The 23,141-nt window shown below is 33.5% G+C and carries 23 protein-coding genes; 8 read left to right on the top strand and 15 right to left on the bottom strand.

What is annotated here, in order from left to right; genetic code table 11:
- The 6 genes from ACXHHC_RS09395 to ftsZ are packed head-to-tail and all read left to right on the top strand — an operon-like array spanning position 1 to position 7,895.
- Positions 1-1,224 carry an FtsW/RodA/SpoVE family cell cycle protein gene (locus tag ACXHHC_RS09395; RefSeq protein WP_458226113.1) on the top strand — a complete coding sequence of 408 codons (1,224 nt, stop codon included), beginning with the start codon at positions 1-3 and terminating at the stop codon, positions 1,222-1,224.
- Positions 1,221-2,315 (top strand): undecaprenyldiphospho-muramoylpentapeptide beta-N-acetylglucosaminyltransferase, encoded by a 1,095-nt coding sequence (gene murG / locus ACXHHC_RS09390; RefSeq protein ID WP_458226112.1) that lies wholly within the window; start codon positions 1,221-1,223, stop codon positions 2,313-2,315. Before ACXHHC_RS09395 ends, murG begins: the two co-directional genes overlap by 4 nt.
- Entirely contained in the window at positions 2,306-3,646 is a 1,341-nt protein-coding gene (gene murC, locus ACXHHC_RS09385; protein ID WP_458226111.1) for a UDP-N-acetylmuramate--L-alanine ligase, read from the top strand. Before murG ends, murC begins: the two co-directional genes overlap by 10 nt.
- Positions 3,646-4,362 carry a cell division protein FtsQ/DivIB gene (locus tag ACXHHC_RS09380; protein ID WP_458226110.1) on the top strand — a complete coding sequence of 239 codons (717 nt, stop codon included), beginning with the start codon at positions 3,646-3,648 and terminating at the stop codon, positions 4,360-4,362. The genes murC and ACXHHC_RS09380 overlap by 1 nt, the downstream gene beginning before the upstream one ends.
- 8 nt (positions 4,363-4,370) lie before the next feature.
- A complete protein-coding gene (gene ftsA, locus ACXHHC_RS09375) occupies positions 4,371-5,747 on the top strand; it encodes a cell division protein FtsA (RefSeq protein ID WP_458226109.1) in 1,377 nt (458 codons plus the stop codon).
- Between the two features lie 30 nt (positions 5,748-5,777).
- Positions 5,778-7,895 (top strand): cell division protein FtsZ, encoded by a 2,118-nt coding sequence (gene ftsZ / locus ACXHHC_RS09370; protein ID WP_458226108.1) that lies wholly within the window; start codon positions 5,778-5,780, stop codon positions 7,893-7,895.
- Between the two features lie 65 nt (positions 7,896-7,960).
- On the opposite strand, the gene ACXHHC_RS09365 is transcribed toward ftsZ, so the two are convergent.
- From ACXHHC_RS09365 to ACXHHC_RS09330, 8 genes are all read right to left on the bottom strand, one after another.
- The gene (locus ACXHHC_RS09365) at positions 7,961-8,170 is read right to left on the bottom strand and encodes a CDGSH iron-sulfur domain-containing protein (RefSeq protein ID WP_458226107.1); all 210 of its coding nucleotides are present in this window, start codon (positions 8,168-8,170) and stop codon (positions 7,961-7,963) included.
- Positions 8,171-8,239: 69 nt separating this feature from the next.
- Complete coding sequence (locus ACXHHC_RS09360; RefSeq protein WP_458226106.1) at positions 8,240-9,232, bottom strand: Gfo/Idh/MocA family protein; 993 nt, start codon at positions 9,230-9,232, stop codon at positions 8,240-8,242.
- Positions 9,233-9,237: 5 nt separating this feature from the next.
- Positions 9,238-9,927, bottom strand: coding sequence for a hypothetical protein (locus tag ACXHHC_RS09355; RefSeq protein WP_458226105.1), 690 nt, complete (start codon positions 9,925-9,927; stop codon positions 9,238-9,240).
- A gap of 109 nt (positions 9,928-10,036) precedes the next feature.
- Positions 10,037-11,440, bottom strand: coding sequence for a dihydrolipoyl dehydrogenase (gene lpdA / locus ACXHHC_RS09350; RefSeq protein ID WP_458226104.1), 1,404 nt, complete (start codon positions 11,438-11,440; stop codon positions 10,037-10,039).
- A gap of 144 nt (positions 11,441-11,584) precedes the next feature.
- Positions 11,585-12,424, bottom strand: a complete 840-nt coding sequence (locus ACXHHC_RS09345) for a leucine-rich repeat domain-containing protein (protein WP_458226103.1) — start codon at positions 12,422-12,424, stop codon at positions 11,585-11,587.
- A 73-nt stretch (positions 12,425-12,497) separates the two neighbouring features.
- Positions 12,498-12,809: a CPBP family intramembrane glutamic endopeptidase gene (locus tag ACXHHC_RS09340; RefSeq protein ID WP_458226102.1), complete on the bottom strand. Its 312-nt coding sequence runs from the start codon at positions 12,807-12,809 to the stop codon at positions 12,498-12,500.
- 374 nt (positions 12,810-13,183) lie between these two features.
- Positions 13,184-13,606 (bottom strand): DUF6146 family protein, encoded by a 423-nt coding sequence (locus ACXHHC_RS09335; protein WP_458226101.1) that lies wholly within the window; start codon positions 13,604-13,606, stop codon positions 13,184-13,186.
- 65 nt (positions 13,607-13,671) lie between these two features.
- Positions 13,672-15,720, bottom strand: a complete 2,049-nt coding sequence (locus ACXHHC_RS09330) for a M3 family metallopeptidase (protein ID WP_458226100.1) — start codon at positions 15,718-15,720, stop codon at positions 13,672-13,674.
- Between the two features lie 121 nt (positions 15,721-15,841).
- Here ACXHHC_RS09330 and ACXHHC_RS09325 point away from each other — a divergent pair, with 121 nt between their 5' ends.
- Positions 15,842-16,096, top strand: coding sequence for a hypothetical protein (locus ACXHHC_RS09325; RefSeq protein WP_458226099.1), 255 nt, complete (start codon positions 15,842-15,844; stop codon positions 16,094-16,096).
- Between the two features lie 5 nt (positions 16,097-16,101).
- Here the strand turns inward: ACXHHC_RS09325 and ACXHHC_RS09320 are convergent, their stop codons facing one another.
- Genes ACXHHC_RS09320 through ACXHHC_RS09300 form a run of 5 tightly spaced genes read right to left on the bottom strand, consistent with a single transcriptional unit; the run spans position 16,102 to position 21,384 of the window.
- Complete coding sequence (locus ACXHHC_RS09320; RefSeq protein ID WP_458226098.1) at positions 16,102-17,466, bottom strand: DUF58 domain-containing protein; 1,365 nt, start codon at positions 17,464-17,466, stop codon at positions 16,102-16,104.
- Positions 17,467-17,469: 3 nt separating this feature from the next.
- Positions 17,470-18,444, bottom strand: a complete 975-nt coding sequence (locus tag ACXHHC_RS09315) for an AAA family ATPase (protein ID WP_458226097.1) — start codon at positions 18,442-18,444, stop codon at positions 17,470-17,472.
- On the bottom strand, positions 18,432-19,721 hold the full coding sequence (locus tag ACXHHC_RS09310; protein WP_458226096.1) for a hypothetical protein: 1,290 nt from the start codon (positions 19,719-19,721) through the stop codon (positions 18,432-18,434). The genes ACXHHC_RS09315 and ACXHHC_RS09310 overlap by 13 nt, the downstream gene beginning before the upstream one ends.
- Positions 19,718-20,413, bottom strand: coding sequence for a hypothetical protein (locus tag ACXHHC_RS09305; RefSeq protein ID WP_458226095.1), 696 nt, complete (start codon positions 20,411-20,413; stop codon positions 19,718-19,720). The genes ACXHHC_RS09310 and ACXHHC_RS09305 overlap by 4 nt, the downstream gene beginning before the upstream one ends.
- Positions 20,410-21,384: a stage II sporulation protein M gene (locus tag ACXHHC_RS09300; protein WP_458226094.1), complete on the bottom strand. Its 975-nt coding sequence runs from the start codon at positions 21,382-21,384 to the stop codon at positions 20,410-20,412. Before ACXHHC_RS09300 ends, ACXHHC_RS09305 begins: the two co-directional genes overlap by 4 nt.
- 23 nt (positions 21,385-21,407) lie before the next feature.
- Between ACXHHC_RS09300 and ACXHHC_RS09295 the strand changes: the two genes are divergently transcribed.
- Complete coding sequence (locus ACXHHC_RS09295) at positions 21,408-22,157, top strand: RDD family protein (RefSeq protein WP_458226093.1); 750 nt, start codon at positions 21,408-21,410, stop codon at positions 22,155-22,157.
- A 30-nt stretch (positions 22,158-22,187) separates the two neighbouring features.
- Here the strand turns inward: ACXHHC_RS09295 and ACXHHC_RS09290 are convergent, their stop codons facing one another.
- Positions 22,188-22,577, bottom strand: coding sequence for a DUF805 domain-containing protein (locus tag ACXHHC_RS09290; RefSeq protein ID WP_458226092.1), 390 nt, complete (start codon positions 22,575-22,577; stop codon positions 22,188-22,190).
- Positions 22,578-22,659: 82 nt separating this feature from the next.
- Positions 22,660-23,022: a DUF805 domain-containing protein gene (locus ACXHHC_RS09285; protein WP_458226091.1), complete on the bottom strand. Its 363-nt coding sequence runs from the start codon at positions 23,020-23,022 to the stop codon at positions 22,660-22,662.
- Between the last annotated feature and the right edge of the window lie 119 nt (positions 23,023-23,141).

Here is a 23,141-nt window from a genome sequence, read left to right as displayed (position 1 = left end):
ATGGGAGTATCATTATCTTACATAAAATCATTTATAAAAGGAGATCTCTTTATTTGGGCTCTGGTTGCTTTGTTGGCATTGTTCTCTTTTATGCCAGTCTATAGTGCTAGTACCAATTTGGTTTATGTAGCAGGTAATGGAACTACCTTAGGAATTTTAATAAAACACGGTGTTTTATTGGCAATGGGTTTTATACTTATGTTTTTTGTACACCGTATGCCTTATAGATACTTTAGCGGTTTGTCGGTATTTATGATTCCAATTGTTATTGTGTTGTTAATTGTAACATTGGCACAAGGAACAACTATTGGAGGGGCTAATGCCGCTCGTTGGATTCGAATACCTGGAATTGGGATTGGTTTTCAGACTTCCACTTTCGCATCCTTAGTTGTGATGGTGTATACTGCGAGATATTTAGCACAGCGAAAAGATGTAAAGATAGATTTTAAGGAGAGTTTGCTAAAATTATGGGCTCCTGTGGCTTTGGTTTTACTATTTATCTTGCCTGCCAATTTTTCTACCACTGCCATTTTATTCTGTATGATTTTAATGTTGTGTTTTGTAGGTGGATATCCTACAAAATATTTAGCAGGAATTGTAGGTACTGGGGTAGTTGCTTTGGCTTTGTTTGTATTAACGGCAAAAGCTTTTCCTACTTTAATGCCTAACAGGGTAGATACTTGGATAAGTAGGATAGAAAATTTTTCTAGTGATGATAGTAAAGAAGGGTATCAGGTAGAGAATGCTAAAATAGCTATTGCTACCGGAGGTTTAACAGGGAAAGGACCAGGTAAGAGTGTGCAGAAAAACTTTTTACCACAGTCTTCTTCAGATTTTATTTTTGCAATTATTGTAGAAGAATATGGGTTGGTTGGAGCATGTATGGTATTACTCGTCTATTTATTGCTAACCTTTAGGATGTATGTAGCGGTAAAAAAAGCAGGAACAGTATTTGGGCAGTTGTTGGTTATTGGAGTTGGTTTTCCAATAGTTTTTCAGGCAATAATTAATATGATGGTAGCCACCAATTTAGGGCCGGTTACGGGGCAAACATTGCCACTTATAAGTAGTGGAGGTACGTCTATTTGGATGATATGTTTGGCTATAGGAATGGTCTTGAGTGTAACGGCTTCTAAAGGAGTTACAGAACAAGAGTTAGAAGAAAAAGGAGAAGATCCATTAGAGAATTTTTATCCCAATAAAGAAGAATTGGAAGAGGTATGAGTAGCGCAAAAAAAATAATGATAAGTGGAGGTGGGACAGGAGGACATATTTATCCTGCTATTGCCATTGCTAATGAATTAAAGAGTCAGTATCCTAATGCTGAGTTTTTGTTTGTGGGTGCTCAGGATAAAATGGAAATGGAAAAAGTGCCCCAAGCAGGGTATGAAATTAAGGGGTTGTGGATTGCTGGTTTGCAAAGGAACTTAACGTTAAAAAATTTAATGTTCCCATTTAAGTTGGTGAATAGTATTGCGAGAGCTAAAAAGTACATTAGACAGTTTAAACCCGATGTTGTAATTGGAACAGGAGGTTTTGCAAGTGGACCTATTTTACAAGTAGCTGCAAAAAAAGGAATTCCAACAGTAATTCAGGAGCAAAATTCATATGCCGGAATTACCAATAAAATCTTAGCTAAAAATGTAGATAAGATTTGCGTGGCTTACGAAAACATGGAACGTTATTTTCCAAAAGAGAAAATTGTGTTTACAGGAAATCCTGTTCGGCAAGATTTATTATCGGTTGACGATAAAAGGGCTGAGGCTCTTTTGGAGTTTAATTTAATGGAAGATAAAAAAACGTTGTTGGTGTTGGGTGGTAGTTTGGGTGCTAGAGCAATCAATCAAATAATTGAAAGTAATTTAGAAGCTTTACTAGCGGAAAATATTCAGATTATTTGGCAAACAGGGAAGTTTTATATTGATGAGTATAAAAAGCATAACGAAAAAGAAGGGGTGCAGACACATGCTTATTTGTCTAAAATGAACTTGGCATATGCGGCTGCAGATGTCATAGTTTCTAGGGCGGGTGCGAGTTCGGTTTCAGAGTTGTGTATTGTAGGAAAACCAGTTGTTTTTATTCCTTCGCCAAATGTGGCAGAAGACCATCAAACTAAAAATGCAAATGCCGTAGCAAAACACAATGCTGCTATTTTGTTAAAAGAAACAGAGAAAGAACAATTTATGAGGCAGTTTCAGAGTTTGTTAGCCAATGAAACTAGCGATGAATTGTCTAAAAATATAAAAGCATTGGCCAGACCAAATGCAACACAAGAAATTGTAGAAGAAATTAAAAAATTAACCCAATGGAGTTAAAAGCAATAGAAAATATATTTTTTGTTGGGATTGGTGGTATTGGAATGAGTGCCATTGCAAGCTATTTTGTGAAAAACGGAAAACAGGTAGGGGGGTACGATAAGACTCCATCGGTAGTAACGGATGCTTTAGAGGAACAGGGAGTAGAAATTACGTTTGTTGATGAGGTAGAAGAGGTTCCAAGTGCTTTTAAGAATAAGGAAGAAACGTTGGTGGTATATACACCTGCCATTCCAAAGGATAGTAAGATTTTAAACCATTTTATGAATAATGGTTTTGAGGTGCTAAAGCGTGCTGCAATTTTGGGAGAAATAACCAAAAATACAATTTGTTATGCAGTCGCTGGAACTCATGGAAAGACAACTACGTCTTCTATTTTGGGACACATTATGCATGTATGTGGTACTGGAGCGACTTCGTTTTTAGGAGGGATTACAGAAAACTATAACTCAAACCTAATACTGGGAGAAGATAAAATATCTGTAGTAGAGGCAGATGAGTTTGATAGATCGTTTTTAAAATTATCTCCAGACGTAGCTTGTATTACAAATATGGATGCAGATCATTTGGATATATACGGTGAAAAGTCTGAGTTGGAGAAATCGTTTAGAGATTTTGCAGCCAAAGTGAGCAATACATTAATTGTTAAAAAAGGATTGCCTGTTGATGGTCTTACGTATGGAGTGGAAGAAGAGGCAGATTATCAGGCATTGAATGTAGTTGTAGAGAAAGGTTCTTTTGTCTTTGATGTGAAAACACCCTCTGGATTTGTAAAAGATGTGGTGTTTCATTTGCCAGGAAGACACAATGTGTCTAATGCCTTAGTGTCTATTGCGATGGCAGAAAAGCACGGAGTTGGATTGGAGAGTATAAAAGAGGCTTTGGCTTCTTATAAAGGAGTAAAAAGGAGATTTTCGTACAAAATAAAGGACGAGGATTTTGTGTTGATTGATGATTATGCACATCATCCAACTGAAATAGATGCCGTAGAGAATGCGGTTAGAGAAATGTATCCAGGGCAAAAAGTATTGGCAGTGTTTCAGCCTCATTTGTTTACAAGAACAAGAGATTTTGTAGATGATTTTGCAAGTAGTTTGTCGAAATTTGATGAAGTGGTATTAATGGATATTTATCCTGCAAGAGAATTGCCTATTGAAGGAGTAACATCAGATTGGTTGTTGGAGAAAGTTAAAAATGAAAAAAAGTCGTTACAGTCTAAAAAAGAGGTTTTAGAAACAGTAAAGAATACAAATGCTCCTGTAGTTGTAATGCTAGGAGCTGGAGATATAGGAGTGTTGATAGAAGAAGTAACTAAAGAGTTGGCTATTTGATGAAAAAATATTTTGTCTACATAAAAACAGGAATCTACCTATTGGCTATAGCCCTAATTTTTGGTTTTGCAACCAAGAAAAATGGAGCTAGAAAGCTTACAAGTGTAGTAGTTTCTTTTGAGAATGATGACAATTTGTTCTTAACATCGGAGAACGTTAATAACTTGTTAATACAAAATGTAGGAAATGTTAAAAACCAACCAAAATCCTCTATAAATTTACAAGAACTGGAAAACTTGATACAGTCTCATTCAATGGTCTCATTTGCTGATGTTTCCATGGGGATAACAGGTAAACTAAATGTGGAGATTAAACAAAGAAAGCCGTTGGCAAGAATGTTTAATCCACAAAATGTTATTTATATAGACACAAAGGGGGGAGAAATGCCTTTGTCAGAAAATTATTCTGCAAGAGTTCCAATCATCAACAATAGAAATGGTTTAATTAAACCAGAAGAAGTGTTTCCATTGATTAAAAAAATTGATGCAGATACTTTTATGAAAAAAATAGTGGTGTCAGTTAAAAAAAATGATGCTGGGTTTTGGCTGTCTACTAGAATTAATAAACAACAAGTATTGTTGGGAGATTTAGAAAATATCAGCGGGAAATTAAAAAAGTTAAAGGTGTTTTATAACTATATGGAAAACGATAGTTTAGCGAACACTTTCAAAAAAATAGATTTACAGTATAACAATCAGATTGTTTGCTCAAAATAAATAAGATCATGGAAAATAACCGTATTGCAATAGGATTAGATATTGGTACAACAAAGATTGTAGCCATGATTGGTCGTGAAAATGAGTATGGAAAGATTGAAGTCTTAGGAATTGGTAAGGCTAAAAGTTTAGGTGTTAAGCGAGGGGTTGTAAATAATATTACTCAGACAATACAATCTATTCAGCAAGCTGTAGACGAAGCAGAAAATGTTTCTGGTTTAAAGATAGAAACAGTAACTGTTGGAATTGCGGGGCATCATATTAGAAGTATTCATCATAGTGATTATATAACAAGAGAAGATCCAGAAGAGGTAATTGATGATAGTGATATAGATGATTTAATCAATCAGGTACATAAATTGGTTATGTTACCAGGAGAAGAGATTATTCATGTGTTGCCTCAGGAATATAAAGTAGATAGTCAGGCAGATATTTCGGAGCCTATTGGTATGTATGGGGGTAGATTAGAAGCTAACTTTCATGTAGTAGTGGGACAAGTATCTCAGATAAAAAATATAGGTAGATGTGTTAAAAATGCAGGCTTAGGATTGTCTGCTATTACATTAGAACCTTTAGCATCTGCAGAAGCAGTATTAAGCTACGAAGAAAAAGAAGCAGGAGTTGCTTTAATAGATATAGGTGGTGGAACAACAGATTTAGCCATTTTTAAAGATGGAATCATCCGCCATACGGCAGTAGTACCTTTTGGAGGTAATGTAATTACTGAAGATATAAAGGAAGGTTTTTCGATTATTGAAAAACAAGCCGAGTTATTAAAAGTGAAATTTGGTTCTGCATGGCCAGGAGAAAATAAGGAGAATGAAATTGTTTCGATTCCTGGTTTAAGAGGAAGAGAACCAAAGGAAATTACCTTAAAAAGTTTGTCTCAGGTAATTCATGCTCGCATTACAGAGATTGTAGAGCAAGTATATTTAGAGATTAAAAACTACGGACACGAGTCTAAAAACGGAAAATTAATTGCGGGTATTGTGTTAACAGGAGGTGGAGCTCAGGTAAAACACTTAAAGCAATTGGTAGAATATATAACAGGAATGGATACTCGTATTGGTTATCCTAATGAGCATTTAGCTGGAGGTTCTGATGAGGCATTGTCTAGCCCAGTTTACGCTACTGCTGTAGGTTTGTTAATGGAAGGGTTAGAAAAATTACCCAAAGAAGAAGCAAAACCTATAGTTACCAAAATGGTAGAAGAACCCGTTATAGAAGAAGTTGAGGAGGAAACTCCTATTGTCGATTCTGTACTAGAAGAGGAAGAAATTCCCGAAGAGAAAGAAATTAAAAGTGATAAAAATATTGATGGTAAAAAATCTTGGTTCGACCGTTTTGCAACAGGTCTAAAAGATTTTTTAAATGAAGCGGAGTAAACATTGTTACACCCTTAAATCCCTAAAACTATGAGTGAAACACCATTCAATAACGTAACATTCGATATGCCTAAATCTCAATCTAATTCCATTAAGGTAATTGGAGTAGGAGGTGGTGGTAGTAATGCAGTAAACCACATGTTTATGCAGGACATAAAAGGAGTGGATTTTGTCATCTGTAATACAGATGCACAAGCACTTCAGAATAGTCCTATTCCCAATAAAGTACAATTAGGAGCAAGTTTAACCTCTGGTTTAGGAGCTGGAGCGAACCCAGAAGTAGGAGGGAAAGCTGCTAAGGAGAGCATTGATGAAATTGAGCAAATGCTGAACTCGCAAACTAAAATGGTTTTCATTACTGCGGGTATGGGAGGTGGTACCGGTACAGGGGCTGCACCTATTATTGCGGGTATTGCTAAAAAAATGAACATTTTAACTGTAGGGATAGTTACAATGCCATTTCAGTTTGAAGGAAAAATGCGTTCTAAGCAGGCTCAGAAGGGGATTGATGAGTTAAGAGATAATGTAGATTCTTTAATTGTTATTAATAACAATAAGCTTAGAGAGGTATATGGGAATTTAGGATTTAAAGCTGGGTTCTCTAAAGCAGATGAGGTGTTGTCTACTGCTGCAAGAGGTATTGCCGAGGTAATTACACACCACTACAAGCAAAATATAGATTTACATGATGCTAAGACTGTTTTGTCTAACAGTGGAACAGCAATTATGGGGTCAGCAAAAGAAGCGGGTGAAAGCAGAGCACAAAATGCTATTATGAAGGCCTTAGACTCTCCATTGTTAAACGATAATAAGATTAGAGGTGCTAAGAATGTATTGTTGTTAATTGTGTCTGGTAGAGATGAGGTTACTTTAGATGAAATTGGAGAAATCAATGATTTTATTCAAGAGGAGGCAGGTTACGATGCAAATATTATTATGGGAGTTGGTGAAGATGATGCTTTGGAAGATGCGATTGCAGTTACTGTAGTTGCTACTGGTTTTGCCATAGATCAGCAAAGAGAAATTACCAATACCGAAGTTAAAAAAGTATACCATACGTTAAATACAGAGCAAACGGCACACTATAATTTCGATGAGAATAAAACAGTTGCTAGAGCTACTAGAGTGGAACCTGCTGTTGAGGTTGAAAAACCAAAGGAAGAAAAGAAAGTAGTTCATCAGTTGTTTGAGGAAGAAGTTAAAAAAGAGGAGCCTGTAAAGATTGTTGAGGAAACAATTGCTGTTGAGGATATTTTAGTGGAATACGAAGAAGTAAAACACGAGCAGATTGAAGCTGTTTCTGAGGACGATTTTGTAATTAATGACATTACGTTGGATTTGTTTTCTGCTGTTGAAGAACAACCGAAACAAGATGCTGTTAATGTATTTGATTTACCGGTTAATGATGTTGTAGAGGTATCTAAGAAAGAAGTAGATGTTAGAGATATTTCTGTTGTAGATGCGGTTGAGGTGAAGCATGAATTAGCGCAAAATGTATTTGATATTCCTGTAGTAGATGCTCAGGTTATTACCAAAGAAGTTAAGGAGGAACTTAATATAATGGATGTCTCTGTTTTTGGTGCTGAAGAGGTGGTTTCTCAGGTTCCAGAAAGAACTGTATATACATTAGAAGAGGACGAAGATGTTGTAGAGGAAGCTTCTGTTAAAATGGACTTTGTTGCCGAAGATGATTTAGGTATCAAAAGATATAACTTAAGTGATTTTGAAGATGTTCAGCCTACAATTAGTAATTCTTCTCGATTAGAAAAGAGATTGGGTGTAAAAGATATAGAGGTAAACGATGCTGAAGAAGTAACCTTTAAGGTGAATCAAAGGGCAGATGTATCTAATATAGAAGTTGTAGATGAAGAACAAATTTCTCCTTTAAACTTAACAATTTCAGAGTTGAAAAAATCTTCTGAAAAGAGAAAAAATACGATGAAAAAGTACAATCATCGTTTTAAGAGTACTGCTTTTAACGAAGATATAATAGACGATATAGAAAAGGAGCCAGCATATAAAAGACAAGGGTTAGATTTACATGCGAAGCAAGATCCTGATAAAATATCTAGAACAAGTATAGATGGTAGTGGAGACGATTTAACGATTAGAAGAAACAATTCATTTCTTCATGATAATGTAGATTAGTTTTAACTAAAAACCAATACTAAATTAAAATCCCAAATTGAGAATATCAATTTGGGATTTTGTTTTTAACTATTGTGACTTCCGTCGCAGTATGGTTTGTTATTGCTTTTACCACATCCGCAAAGAGCTATTCCTCCAGATTCTTCTGCAGTAAATAATATAGGTTTACCACCACCTTTGGTTACATGAGCACTGTCGCAAAATGGCATTGTTGCAGAATGTCCGCAAGTACAATATTTGTATGTTTTTCCTTTTTCTAGTTCTACTACTGGCATATGAGTATTGTTTTAGTTTAACTAAATAAAATTAGCTAAAAAAGGCTTTAGACGAAATATAAATAGAGCTTAGTTAATGTTTACCCAAGTGTTTGTTTTTCCACTCTTAAACAAGGCATCAATTACTTTCATGTTGTTGTAAGCATCGCTTAAAGAGGTCGGGACTTCCGAGTTATTGATAATGGCTAGAGAAAACAAATCTCCTTGTATTGTGTATTGATTGCATTTATCAAAAAGAAGTTCTCTGGTTTCTTCTTCTTTTACAATTGTAAGTTCGTTTTCTAAGTCTTTAGACGGAATAAAAGGGTGCGGTATTTCTATTCTACCTTTGGTTCCAAGAACATCAGCATATTCTCTGTCTAAAAGCTGCGTAGAGCAGGTAAAAGAGGCTGTTCCGTTACTAAATTTTAATGTTCCAGAAACCAATCTGTCAGTTTTTAAAATAGGGTCATATTCTATAGATGCGTTCACCGCAATGGGTTCCTCTTCGTATAGGAATCTGGAAAGAGAAATACAGTAGCAACCTACATCCAATAAACTTCCACCACCTATTTCTGCATTGTTTCTAATGTTGTTGGGATCTACATTGTAATAGGTAAAAACACTATGGATGTTTTTTAAGGCTCCTATTTCTCCATTTTTAATGGTTTCTTTTACAGTGTCCCAACGGGGATTAAAACGGTACATAAAAGCTTCCATTACTTTTAGTTTAGGATAGTCCTGAGTAAGTTTTAATAAGTATTTTGCTTGCGCTGCATTTAATCCAATAGGTTTTTCACATAAAACGTGTTTACCTGCTTCTAATGCTTTTTGTACCCATTCTATATGCATGTGATTGGGAAGCGGTATGTAAACAGCTTCAATCTCGTTGTCTAGAAGTAATTCATCGTAACTCCCATAGGTCTTAGGAATGCTTAAATAGTTAGCTATTTCTTGTGCTGTTTTTATATTTCGAGAAGCAATAGCATCAATACTACAATATTGGCTATTTTGCATAGCAGGAATTACTTTATCAACAGCGATATTTGCTGTGCTCAATACACCCCAAGATATTTTTTTCATTTTGATTATAGTTTGTATCTAAGAATTAGATTAGAATGAAGGCTACTTAATACAATCGCATCTACTGGTGCTGCTTCTATTTTTTGTTTAGAGATTCCGTTGTCTACAGTGTAATTTTCTAAGTTCGCATTAAAGAACCCAAAGTTTGCACCAATGCTTAGATTTTTAGACAGGTTTCTTAAGTATCCAAAATTAATTGAAAAACCAATGTTTCCGCCTTTTAGGGTTTGTTTGGTATTTATTTGAATTTCTTGCTTGTATAAAAAATATCCCACCGAAGGTTCGCAATATGCTTCGTTTTTTCCATTACCAAACTGAAATGAAGATCGACTGCTTAGTGCTATAAAGTGAAGTTTAGAGTTGTTTTTTAAAATACCAGTTTCTGCAGGTTGTCCATCAATTAAAAATACAGAAGTGTTGTTTTCTCCTTCGTAGGTATTTAAAAGGTATTTAAGTCCCAGTATTGTTGATGGAATTATTTCTTTATCGTAGAAGGCAGTGATACCGTATTGAGTTCCGTTTTTTACAGTCTGCGTAGTTTTTCTATGAAACTGAGACTGCGTTTGTTCTCCTTCTATCCTAGAGGTGATTCCAATGTTTGCTTCTAAGAAAATTTTATCCTTAATAGAAGATTGACAGTAAGTAGTTTGGTAGCCGAAACATAATGTTAGAAAGGCTATTAAATGTTTCATCATTTTTAAAATCATTTTAAACTTTGATAAAGATAAAAAGGTCTTTGCAAAACAAGCAAAGACCTTTTATAAAAAAAGCTATTAAAACTATAAGTAATAGTTATGAGTTATTTTAAGCGTGTATTGCTCTATTGTCTGTAGCAGCCAAACAAGCTTCTTTAATTGCTTCTGTATAAGTAGGGTGCGCATGAGACATTCTAGAAACATCTTCTGCAGATGCTCTAAATTCCATAGCAACAACAGCTTCTGCAATCATATCTGCAGCACGGGCACCTATCATATGCACTCCTAGAATTTCATCTGTAGTGGCATCTGCTAATACTTTTACCTGTCCGTCTATATCCATAGAAGCTCTTGCTCTACCTAATGCTCTCATGTTAAAAGAACCAGATTTGTAAGCAATACCTTCTTCTTTTAATTGTTCTTCTGTTTTACCAACAGCGGCAACCTCAGGCCAAGTGTACACAACACCAGGTATTAAGTTGTAATCAATATGTGGTTTCTCACCAGCAATAAATTCAGCAACCATAGTTCCTTCTTCTTCTGCTTTGTGAGCTAACATAGCACCTTTTACAACATCACCAATAGCATAGATGTTTTCTATGTTTGTTTGTAGGTGTTCGTTTGTTTCTATTTGTCCTCTTTGGGTAGTTTTAATACCAATATTGTTTAACCCTAAACCAGTTGTGTAAGGTACACGACCTACAGAAATTAATGTATAGTCTCCTTCAAATACAACTTCTTCTCCTTTTTTATTATCAGCAGTAACCTTTACACCGTCACCAGTATTCGTTACAGACGTAACTTTGTGACCTACAAAGAATTTTAATCCTTGTTTCTTTAAAGATTTTTGTAATTCTTTAGATAACATTGCATCCATACCAGGAACAATTTTAGGCATGTATTCAATTACAGAAACTTCTGCTCCTAAACGCTTATATACTTGTCCTAACTCTAAACCAATAACTCCACCACCAATCACGATTAAGTGTTTTGGGACTTCTTTTAATTTTAAAGCTTCTGTAGAGGTAATTACTCTTTCTTTATCGATGTTGATAAAAGGTAAAGATCCAGGTTTAGAACCAGTAGCAATAATTGTTTTTGCGGATTCAATTTTCTCTACTGAACCGTCGTTTTTATGAATATTGATATGTGTAGTGTCGAAAAATTCACCACGTCCTTCATAAACATCAATTTTGTTCTTGTCCATTAAGAATTGAATACCTCCGGTAGTTTGTTCTACTACTTCGTTTTTACGCTTTACCATTTGAGGGAAATCAAGAGTAACATTGTCAACTCCAATTCCGTGCTTCTCAAAATGAGACAAAGCATCATGGTAATGGTGAGATGAATCTAATAATGCTTTAGATGGAATACATCCAACATTTAGACAAGTACCACCCATAGTGCTGTACTTTTCTATAATAGCAGTTTTTAATCCTAATTGAGCACATCTAATTGCTGCTACATATCCTCCAGGTCCAGAACCGATAACAGTTACATCGTACTTGTTCATGAAAACGTTTTTTTGATTGTTATATAGTTAACAAAATTAATGAAAAGAGCTTTAGTAGTGTTCTAAAGCTCTCTTAAATAACGTTTTTATATTTTTTGTTGATTTTTACTAAAAATCATAAATAGATAACTTTCTTAAAAAGAATTAAAGACTAAATTTGTGAGAGTAACTACCATTGGAAGAATCGATTTTTAATATATAGACTCCTTTAGCTAAATCTCCAATGTAGATTTCATTCTGTGTGCTGCTTTTTATTTTAATTCCAGAAGAATTATAGATAGTGTTTCTAATAATCGTAGTTTTATTTTTTATTTTGAGAATGTTTTTCTCTATCAGAATTGAGTTTTTAAAGTTATCTTCTTTCAGTTCTTTTTTAGTACTCAGAGAACTGTTTTCTGTTATCGACATGAAGCCAGTCCAGTTTTTATTCGTGTAATTATCACTACTGTTTAAGGGTATAATTAGACTTATGTTGTTCTCTTTTTCAAACTCGCTGAAGGCATCGTTTGGTAGAAAAGCAGGGTCTTGTTTAAGAGAGATGACAGTAGTTAAAAAACTAAGGTCAAAAGCTCCGGAACCAATAGTTTCAATACTTTCAGATAAGGTTAGATGATTTAATGATGTACTTGCAAAAGCATAGGCTCCAATATGCTTTACGCCATTTGGGATTACTAAAGTGGTGATTCCTGTAAAGTTGAAAGCGTAATTACCTATATTAGTAATGCTGCTAGGTATATTAATACTGGTTAGTTTATCAAATTGAAGTTGGAAAGCTTTAGCTTTGATACTTGTTACATTGTAATTTTTATAGTTGTAGCTTACAGATTTAGGTATCGTAATTTCTGTGCTTGAGCCAGATTTACCAATAACTTCAACAGTGAATTCACTAGTGATGGTGAAATTTAAATTACCGGAAGTAAATTCTTGTGCTGAGCATATTTTACTACTCAAAAGCAAACCAATAATTAAGCTGCGTAATTTCATTTCTTAAATCAATTTTTGAAGCAAATTTAAATGTGATTTTCTTGATGTTAGTGGATTAGATGTTAATTTTAAGTTAAATAGGAAATCCTAACATCTTTCCCAATCCTACGGTAAATAACCATCCCCCATATAGGGTGTGTTCTACACATACCCAAAACCAAGATTTTGTTTTAGAGTAGGTATAGGCAAATATGTATCCACCTATAAAGGTTACAACTAACACAAGCCAGCTATGAAACATTAAATGAGCAATGGAGAATAGTAAAGCATTCCACAAGTAGAAAAGTTCGGGTTTTCTAGCTAGTTTTCTATATCTGTAGAAAAAGAAAACTCGGTAAATAAATTCTTGAGGAATAACAGATAAGAATGTGTATACTAACATCATTTTTATCCATAGGTCGGGTTGTGTTAAAATGGATTTGAATAACAAATTTGGATTTGTATATTTTATATAGGCAAAAGTTGCCGTAAAAATTATAAGAGACCGATAGCTTACTTTTAGCCAGAATTTTAAAGGTTTTACTTGTTTTCGTTTTTTAAATAAAGCTTTTCTGTATTTAATACTTTTTTGAAGTATAAATGTTGTAGGTATAATGGTGACAATAAGTTTGTATTGTACTGGTATTTCTGATATCGCCAAAAAAATGGGATAAAAAATAAAAAAGACAATGAGTTCTCCTAGGTGTTTTTTAGCGATCATTTGTTTTTTAAAGTCAGTCGTAAATGTGGTTTAAAGCTTAAAAAAATGATTCCTTAATCTTAAACTAATTTCTGATTATATCTCTTTTGAAAGTATAAGAAATAATTGTAGAGCAAATAGTTTACTTCGTATCCGTAATCTATTAATGGATTAAAGTCAATTTTTAAACAGTATAAATCGGGGTTGAATTGTTGGGGGAGATTTACTCTAAGGTTCCAACTATTTACAAAGTTCTGATTTCTTATTTCTAAAAACTGTTGACTAAAATAGCCTCTTTGCTCTGCATTTGCAATCAGCCAAGTGTTAAAACCAGGGTCTATAATAATAATTTCGTATTTCTCTTTTTCGTTTACAATTTTAATAGTGTCTGTACTACTTGCAATGGGAGTGTTTGTAGTTTGTTCTTTTTTTACAGAAGAACAATAAAAAGAAGTGCTGATTATTAGTGTTGCGAAAACGTATTTTAAGAGCGTTTTAATCATAGTTGCAAGTTTCTCTTAAAGATACAAAAAGAGCTGTATATCATCAAGATATACAGCTCTGAAAATTACAGCAATCCAGCTCTTTTTAACAAAGCATCTGGTTGTGGTTCTTTGCCTCTAAACTGTTTGTAGAGCTCCATAGGTTTTTGTGTTCCTCCTTGGCTTAGTACAAAGTCTTTGAATTTAGTAGCTGTTTCTTTGTTAAAGATTCCGGTTTCTTTAAAGTACTCAAAAGCATCTGCATCTAATACTTCTGCCCATTTGTAAGAATAGTAACCAGCTGAATAACCTCCTTGGAAAATATGAGAGAAAGAAGTACTCATACAGTTCTCTGATACATCAGGGTATAGTTGAGTGTTTTTAAAGGCTTCCGTTTCAAATTCTTTTACGTTTGTAATATAGTTTGCATTGCTACTCACATCGTTGCTGTCATAACTAATCTGGCTTAGCCCGTGCCAGGACATGTCTAAGATTCCGAAGCTTAGTTGTCTTAGGGTTTGTAAACCTTCTAAGAAATTAGCGGCTTTTTTAATTTTTTCTATCAATTCTATTGGAATGATTTCACCTGTTTCATAGTGCTTTGCAAATAGTTCCAAAGCCTCTTTTTCAAAACACCAGTTCTCCATTACCTGACTAGGCAATTCTACAAAATCCCAAGAAACCGAGGTTCCTGACAGGCTAGGGTAAGTAGTATCTGCTAACATTCCGTGCAGTGCATGACCAAATTCGTGGAACAATGTTGTTACCTCGTTAAAAGTTAGTAAGCTAGGTTTTGTTTCTGTTGGTTTTGTAAAATTACAAACAATAGAAATATGAGGTCTAGAATCTTCTCCGTTTACTTTCCATTGACTCTTGTAGCCTGTTTTCCAAGCCCCGTTTCTTTTTCCTGGTCTTGGATGGAAATCTGCGTAATAAACCGCAATAAATTTTCCGTTTGTATCAATTACATTGTAAGTTTTTACCTCTGGATGGTATTTTTCAATATCAGAAACTTCTTCAAATTTTAGCCCGTATAATTTTTCGGCAATATTAAAAGATCCTTCTATTACATTTTCTAGTTGGAAATAAGGTTTTAAAATTTCCTCATCAAAATCAAAAAGTTCTTGTTTTAATTTTTCACTATAGTAACCACCATCCCATTTTTGTAAAGTGTCAATTCCATCTTTTTTTGCAAATTCTTCTAGCTGATTGAATTGCTCTAACGCTTTGGGTTTGGCTTTTTCTAAGAAATCTTCTAAGAAACTATTTACTTTTTCTGGAGATTCTGCCATGCGCTCTTCTAAAACAAAATGTGCATGAGAATCGTAACCTAGTAATTGTGCTCTTTGTTGACGTAATTCTACAATTCTTAAAACAATTTCTTCGTTGTTATACTTGTTGTCTTGGAACCCTTTCTTACCAAAAGCAATAGCTAGTTCTTTACGTAACTCTCTATTGTTTGCATACGTCATAAAAGGGACATAACTAGGATAGTCTAATGTGAAAATCCAACCGTCTTTTTCTTTTGCCTTGGCAGTTTGCTTTGCAGCTTCTATAGTTCCATCAGGTAGTCCTGCAAGATCCTTGTCGTTTGTAATATGCAATTCGTAGGCATTGGTTTCTGCCAATACGTTTTCACCAAAGGTTAAAGATAATTTAGAAAGTTCTGTGTCAATTTTCCTTAAAGCTTCTTTGTCTTGGTCGTTTAAATTGGCACCATTACGAGAAAAACCTTTGTATTTTTTTTCTAACAACATGGCTTGTTCACCATTTAAATTAAGACTGTCTTTTTGTTCGTAAACAGCTTTAACGCGTTTAAATAAAGTTTCGTTTAAACTAACATCGTTAGAAAATTCAGTTAATATTGGAGATACTTCCTGCGCTATTTTTTGCATTTCGTCATTGGTCTCAGCCGAATTTAAATTGAAAAAAATAGAGGAAATTCTGCTTAGTTTGTGTCCAGAAAACTCCAATGCCTCAATGGTGTTTTTAAAAGTAGGGCTGTCGGTATTGTTTGTTATTTCATCAATCTCAGCTCTTGCTTCTTTAATAGCTTGGTTAAAAGCAGGTTGGTAGTGTTCGTTTTTTATTTGCTCAAATGGAGCGGTGTTGAATTCTTGTAATAATGGATTCATGTTTTGTCTGTGCAAATTTTGTTTATCAAAAATAAAAGAAAAAGTTAGAGTTAATGATTTTTTAAAGCTAAAGAGCGAAAGAATTTAGGAGGAGATTTTCATAGTATCATTAATGATTATTTTGGGAAAGACGATAGGGCTCAGTTTTTTTGAATTAACAGGAAGTACTTTAGGTTTAGCTTACGATGTAGAGGTAGATTATATGTTATTTGAGAACTTTTTTATAGGGGCTCAAGTTTCTTTTATTTCTGGGACTGTTACAAGTGTGGAAAAAAAAGAGATTGGAGGTGAAACCGTGAAGGTAGATTTTGGCGATGGAGGAGAAGGCCTTCAAAGAATTAATTTGTCGGTGGGTTTGAGGTATCAGATAAAGTAATAGATTTAAATTAAACCTTTAGATTTTATTTCTATATACTTGTTAATAGTGTCGATGGTTAAATTTTCTGGGGTTGTTAAAATAGAGTTTACACCGTATTTTCTTAGCTCCAGGACCATTTGTTCTTTGTCGTAAATAAATTTTTCTGCCACTACTTTTTTAACTACTTCCGAACGAGAATTGGTTGCCTCTTTTGCCAAATCTAAAATTTCTTTGTTTTTAAAGAAAACAACAATTAAAAGGTGGCTTTTGTTAATGGCTCTTAAATAGTTCATTTGTCGCTCCAATGCATCCATGCTATCAAAATTTGTATACAAAAGTAACAAGCTTCTTTGTCTAATATGTTGCTTTACGGCAGCGTATAAAACACCAAAATCAGATTCTTCAAAATTGGTTTTAACGTTGTATAAAGATTCTAAAATTAAACCCATTTGATGGTTTCTTCTTTCGCAAGCAACATAGTCGTTTATTTTTTTAGAGAAAGAAAAGAGTCCAACTTTATCGTGTTTTTGTAGTACTACATTACTAGTAATTAAAGAGGCATTAATGGCATAATCTAATAAACTTAATCCGTCAAAAGGCATTTTCATAGTTCTTCCCCTATCAATAAGCATGTAGACTTGTTGTGCTTTTTCGTCTACAAATTGATTGACCATTAATTCGTTTTTCTTAGCTGTAGCTTTCCAATTAATATCCTTTATATTGTCTCCTTGAACGTATTCTTTTATTTGTTCAAACTCATATGAGTTTCCAATTCGTCTTACTTTTTTTATACCGTATGCTGTGGATAAACTGTTGATGGTCTTAAGGTCGTAGTTTTTTAATTTTAAAAAAGAAGGATAGGTTTTAACCATTTGTTCCTTATTTAAAACATATCGTTTGGTTACAAGCCCAATCATAGATTTTACAAAAATATTGGTGTTTCCAAAATGATATTCTCCTCTTTCGGTAGGTTGTAGTGCATATGGAAATTTATAAGTAGTACCTCCTTTTAGTTTTTTATGAATGTTGAAATCACGTATTTGAAATTGCTCAGGAAGTTCATCTATAAGGTCTACTGTAACGTCTAAAGTGCTGGTGTTTTTTATTTCTAAAGTAACCGTGTTTTTATCGCCATTAGAAAGTTTTTCTGGAAGTGTTCTATTAGCTTTTATTCCTTCTTTGTTACTAAATAAAACAAAAACATCGAGTAGCGTAACTCCTACAAGTACTGCAAGAAGTAATTGACTTAGGTTGAATAATTCTTGAATGAAAAAACTAAGAATAAAAAGGACTACGAGACCAAACAAAATGTAGAAAAACAAATTGTTTAAATAAAAGGAGGCATAGGCCTTTTTACATTGTTCCCAAAAAGTAACTTTTTTAGACATAAATTAACTAGGGATTTCTGTAGATTGAAGACTCTCGTTTATAATTTGTGCTGCAGTAATCCCTTCCATTTCTCTTTCAGGAGTAACAATAACTCTATGTTGTAAAACAGGAACTGCTACTTGTTTAATGTCTTCTGGAGTTACAAAATCCCGACCATCAATGGCTGCAAATGCCTTAGAAGCTTTAAGTAAGGCAATAGAAGCCCTAGGAGAAGCTCCTAGATATAAAAAGGAATTGTTACGAGTGTTCACTACAATGTCTGCAATGTATTTTATTAAATTAGGCTCAACAATAATTTGTTTGGACAATTCTTGATATGCTAAAATTTGTTCTTTGGTTATACGTTGGCTAATTAAATCTAGTTTAGGTTGTATTGCTTCGTGTTCTCTTGTTATAATTTCAATTTCATCGGTTAAACTTGGATAGTCTATTGTTATTTTAAACAGGAAACGGTCTAGTTGTGCTTCGGGCAATCTGTAAGTACCTTCTTGCTCAACTGGGTTTTGAGTAGCTACTACAAAATAGGGAGCTTCTAATAGGTATTTATTTCCATCAATTGTTACTTGTCTTTCTTCCATAACCTCGAACAAAGCTGCTTGTGTTTTAGCTGGAGCTCTGTTAATTTCATCAATCAAAATAAGGTTAGAGAAAATAGGACCTTTTTTAAATTCAAATTCAGATTTTTTTAAATCAAAAATAGAAGTACCTAATACGTCAGAAGGCATTAAATCGGGGGTAAACTGAATTCTTTGATAGCCTATTTGCAATGTTTTAGCCAGTAATTTAGCGGTTACTGTTTTGGCAACACCAGGCACACCTTCTATTAGCACATGTCCTTCGCATAAAAGAGCAGTTAACAATAGATTTACCATGTTTTTCTGACCTACAATTACCTTGCTTATTTCTTCTTTAATATCTTGAATTCCTTTGTGTAATTCGGCTAAGTTTATTCGGTTTGAAAATTCTAATTCTTCCATGCGGTGGTATTTTTGTAAAAGTTTTCTATTTCTGTATTAAGTTTAGTCAATAAGTTGATAGAGGATGTTTCTCTATTTTTAAGTGTGTTTATAAAACGAATTAACTCTTTTGTTTTTGCTAGATCGTATCCAGATTTGGTACTTAGTTGTTTTACAAGTTTGTTATTGGTGTTGTCTGTAACAAGATTGTATCTGTTTCGGATGTTTTTATAAAAAATATGTATTTTCTGTTCAATAATAGGCTGGAAATTGTCTGCATCCTCGTATAGCGAGGCAATGGTTGCTACAAATTCTAAACTGGTGTTTTTAACAAGAGGTTTTATAGGGATAATACGTTGTTTTCTCTTTGCATTGATAAGGAAAAATAACGCAAAACCTGAAAGAATTAGTTTCCAAGCCCAGTGAAGTCCTTTGTGAGCTCTTATAAATCTTAGAGGACTGTTTATAAGTTCTGAACTGGCTTTGTGATTGCTTTCAAAATACAAATGATTCTTGCTTGTAGGAGCTATGCCTGCATCTTCGTCTAAATAATCTACAGGTTGATTGTCTGTAATTTTTGTAGGCAGTAAAGAAAGCACTTGGTTGATGTATTCCGAATTCTGAAATTTTAGCAAGTGGTAGTTTGTAAAAACTTCGGGTTGGGTGTGTAGATAAAATAGCCCGTTTTTATAAGGGACTTCAATAAAATTAGGTTTCTTTAGTACAATACTGTCATTTGAAGTAAATTGAACAGTCCCTAGAACGTTTAAGTTGGTGCTGTCTTTAAAGTAGCTTTGAAAATATTTTAATTTAGGAGTATATGTTAAACTTGCGCTATTGTTTTTTAGAAATAACGATAGGGGATTCTTGATTAGCTGTGTTATTCTTTTTCCTTTCTTAAGTTTTTTAATTTTTAAGCTATCTAATAAAGAATTAGAGAAGTAAGAAGCGCTAATGAAAGCAATGTTTCCTCTACCAATATAACCCAGCAATTGTTCTTCGGAAGCCTTGTCTGGTTCGTAATTTTCGTCAATGTTAATATACAAACAGTCCTTTTCTAAAGACATCATTTTTAAAGGACGATTTTGATATTCGTAAAAAGTTTCTTTTAACGTTTTAATTTTATAATCGTAAAAAACAGTATCTAATTGATCGTGAAAAACCTTTAAGTCAAAAGGTTGTTTTTTGTTTTCGTGATACGTTTTGTGCCAGTTAACTTCTGGTGGTGCAGTACTGTCTAAAACAACAATAAGACCAATAATCAGGATTCCTAAGATAATAAAGCCTTTCTTTTTCATGCTGCTATTTCTTTTAGAAATTGTTGATATGTATTAGCAATTTTATCAAAGGCTGGTTTGTCTATAGCAAATTCTCCATACCAGACATACGTATAGTAATAAGATACTTTTCTAAAATTATTAAAGAGCTTGTTACCTTCTAGCTCTTGTTGGTAGTCTATATTGGTTTTTAGGTTGCTTAATTCAATTACTTCTTTTTTAGCTAATTTTTGAAGTGTCCATAGGTAGAAAAATTTTACAGCGAGTCTGTAGTTTTCTTTTTTTAAAGCCTTTTGTATCATTGCCTCAAAATTACTTACCTCAATAGTCTCTACATCGTCTTGGTATGTTAGAGTTTCTTTAGAGTTGCCTTTTTTAAAAATCCAATTCCCCTCTTTATAGAAAACAATTCTAGCAACTATGTAAATTGCTAAGCTTGCAATAAGAACATAGAAAAGTAATTTTAAATGGTAAAATCCTTTATCATAATGTATATAACTAAAAAAAGATTGAATCTTTTGAGCTAGCCACATCTTAAACTCAAGTAGCCAGCTAGGTTCTTGTTTTTCGTATATATAATCTTTGCTTTGGTAGTTGTTTTTGTAATTCTCTGGGAATTGTCTAGCTTTTTTTTCGGTGTTTTTATACGCGTTTACTGAAGTTATAAAGAACAACAAAACAACAAGAATGGACTGTGTTTTTTTTACTTTCATACTAGCGTGTTTGTTGTTGCTCTTTTGGCTACTTTAAAAGGATAAACTAAAAAGTAATAAGAAATAAGTGCAAGGGTGCTTATAATAATTCCAAAAGCCAAGTAATTAGGCATGTCGTTTCCGTATCTAGATACAAATCCTTCTAGAAAACCAGCCGCAATGGTAAAAGGAAAAGTAGCTATCATCATTTTAATACCATCTCTCATTCCTCTTTTAAAAGAATCTAGTCTTTTGTGTGTTTTAGGAAACAAAATGCTTGCTCCAAGCATAAATCCAATTCCACCTTCAATTACAATGGTGAAAATTTCCATTGCTCCATGAATCCATATTCCTTTTAGGCTTTCAAAAAACACTCCGTTTTTAACAAATAAATACTGAAAAGAACCTAACATAATACCGTTGTATAACAAAGCATAAGCGGTTCCAATTCCTCCAGCAACTCCAAAAACAAAAGCTTTTAAGCCTACATAGAGGTTGTTTAATGTAATCCCTATAAAACTTCCCCAATTGGTTGCCGACCCATAGATTGCTGTAGGATTTCCGTTTTTAATATTCTCTAAAGTTTCGTTAACATAGCCATCAGAAAGAATTAAGCGAATAAAAGAGTCGTCGTAAATAGCAGAAATGAGACCTATGCATACAGAGAATCCGAAAATAATAAAAGAGTATAAAATGTACTTTTTATAGGAGAAAACAAGTAGGGGGGCTTCAACTAGAAAGAAATCTAAAATTCTATTTTTATCTTCTTTTTTAGATTTGTAAATTTTTTGAAAAGCGAGTATGGTAAGGTGGTTTAAATAAACAACTAATTTGCTCTTTTTATAGTAGGTTTGAGCATAAGCCAAATCGTTGATTAAGTGCAAGTATAGTTTTGATAGCTCTTCTGGTTGACGAATGTTTTTTTCTTTGATAGCATTTTCAAAACGCAACCATTTTTCTTTATTTTGTTTTATAAACGCAATCTCTCTCATAGAGTAACAAATTACATCATAAAATGGCAGAAATACAAATTACAACTACGCAAAATGTGACTTTAGATTTTAAGTCTGCCGAACTAAATTATAGACTGTTAGCGTGGTTTATAGATGTCCTTATTAAATCGGCATACTTAGGGTTGGCGGGGTATGTTTTATTTAACTTTTTTAATTTCCAAAGATTTATAGATTCATGGGATCCATGGTCGTTAATGTCCCTGTATTTTATTATTTGTATTCCTGTGATATTTTACACAATTGTTTTAGAAACCTTGTTAGGGGGTCAAACAGTTGGGAAAAAAATAGTACAGCTCAAGGTTCTTAAAGTAGATGGGTATCAAACTGGTTTTGTTGATTTCTTTATTAGATGGGTAATGCGTATTGTAGATGTTAATATGCTCTCTGGAGTTATAGCAATTGTTTCTATTAGTAGCTCTAAAAAGGGACAGCGTTTAGGTGGGATTGCTTCTGGAACTGCTGTGGTTAGTTTAAGAAATAAAATTAATATTAAGAATACTATTTTAGAAGAAAATATAGCGGTAGATTATCAGCCAATGTATCCGTCTGTAGTAAAATTATCGGATAATGATGTTCGAATTATTAAAGAGAATTTTATCAAAGCAAAAAAGAAAAACGACCACGGTTTGTTGTTAAAGCTAAAAGAAAAAATTGTAATGGTTATTGGTGTAGAACTTCATGAAGAGTATAGTGTAGAGACCTTTATAGCAACAGTAATTAAAGATTACAATCATATAACACAGAATATGTAAAAAAGAAAAAAGAGGCAATTGCCTCTTTTTTTATGCTTCTGCTATTCCAATTTCTTCTAGTTCGTCGTTCGGGTTTTTAGGATCCTGACCATAGTCGTTACTGCCTTCTTCTCCATTAGTGCATAATAGGACTAATAACCAAATAATACCTACAGCAGGGATTAAAATTATAAAAAACATCCATCCAGATTTACCAATATCGTGAAGTCTTCTAACGAGAACGGCAAGTCCAGGGATGAATAGTGCAAGTGAATAAGCCATACTGGCAAATTCGAAAATTTTAATATCAGTAGCAAGGAATATACCTTGAAGTGCCCATCCAATAATTGCGTTAAATAACACAAACATCCAATATTCTTTTCTTCTTGCACGACCTTTAAAGTCTGCGTATTGTTTTAAAACTTTTAAATACCAATTCATAAATTTAATTTTTTATAATATGGGTAGAAAAGTAATAAAATGAATTTAAATATTCGTAGTGCTTTAGTACTAAAAGTATTTTTTATGCCTTAGGGTCTTGCCCGTATTTGTTGCTGCCTTTGTCTCCTGGTTTTACTAATAAATACAAACAATAGGGGAATAGAAAACCATACAGTCCTGGTTTTCCTGTGTCTTGAACTCTACGAGCTCCAACAGCTATTGCAGGAATAAGAACAGCTAATATGTAGAGTGTTCCAATCCAGTTTGCGTTAAAGGTTATATTAAATAATTCAATAGAAAATAGGTCTAGGTGTAGTCGTTTTCCAATTTCGTGCAATCCTGTAAAAATTAATTTGTTGATTACTAAAAAATAGAAATATTCTTTACGTCTAGCTCTACCGTGAAAATTTGTGTATTGCTTTAAAGCTTTAAAGTACCAGTTCATGTTTGTTTTTTCTGATGTCAAAGATAAATAAAAGCCTAGTATGGATTACTTTTTTAATAACAATAGAAATTATTTGCAAATTCAAAAATCTATCTTAAATTTGTCTCAATGAATATAGA

The sequence above is a fragment of the Wenyingzhuangia sp. IMCC45574 genome, assembly GCF_054182685.1.
The sequence above is the reverse complement of the archived record's forward strand: the minus strand, read 5'-3'. Positions and strand labels throughout refer to the sequence as shown.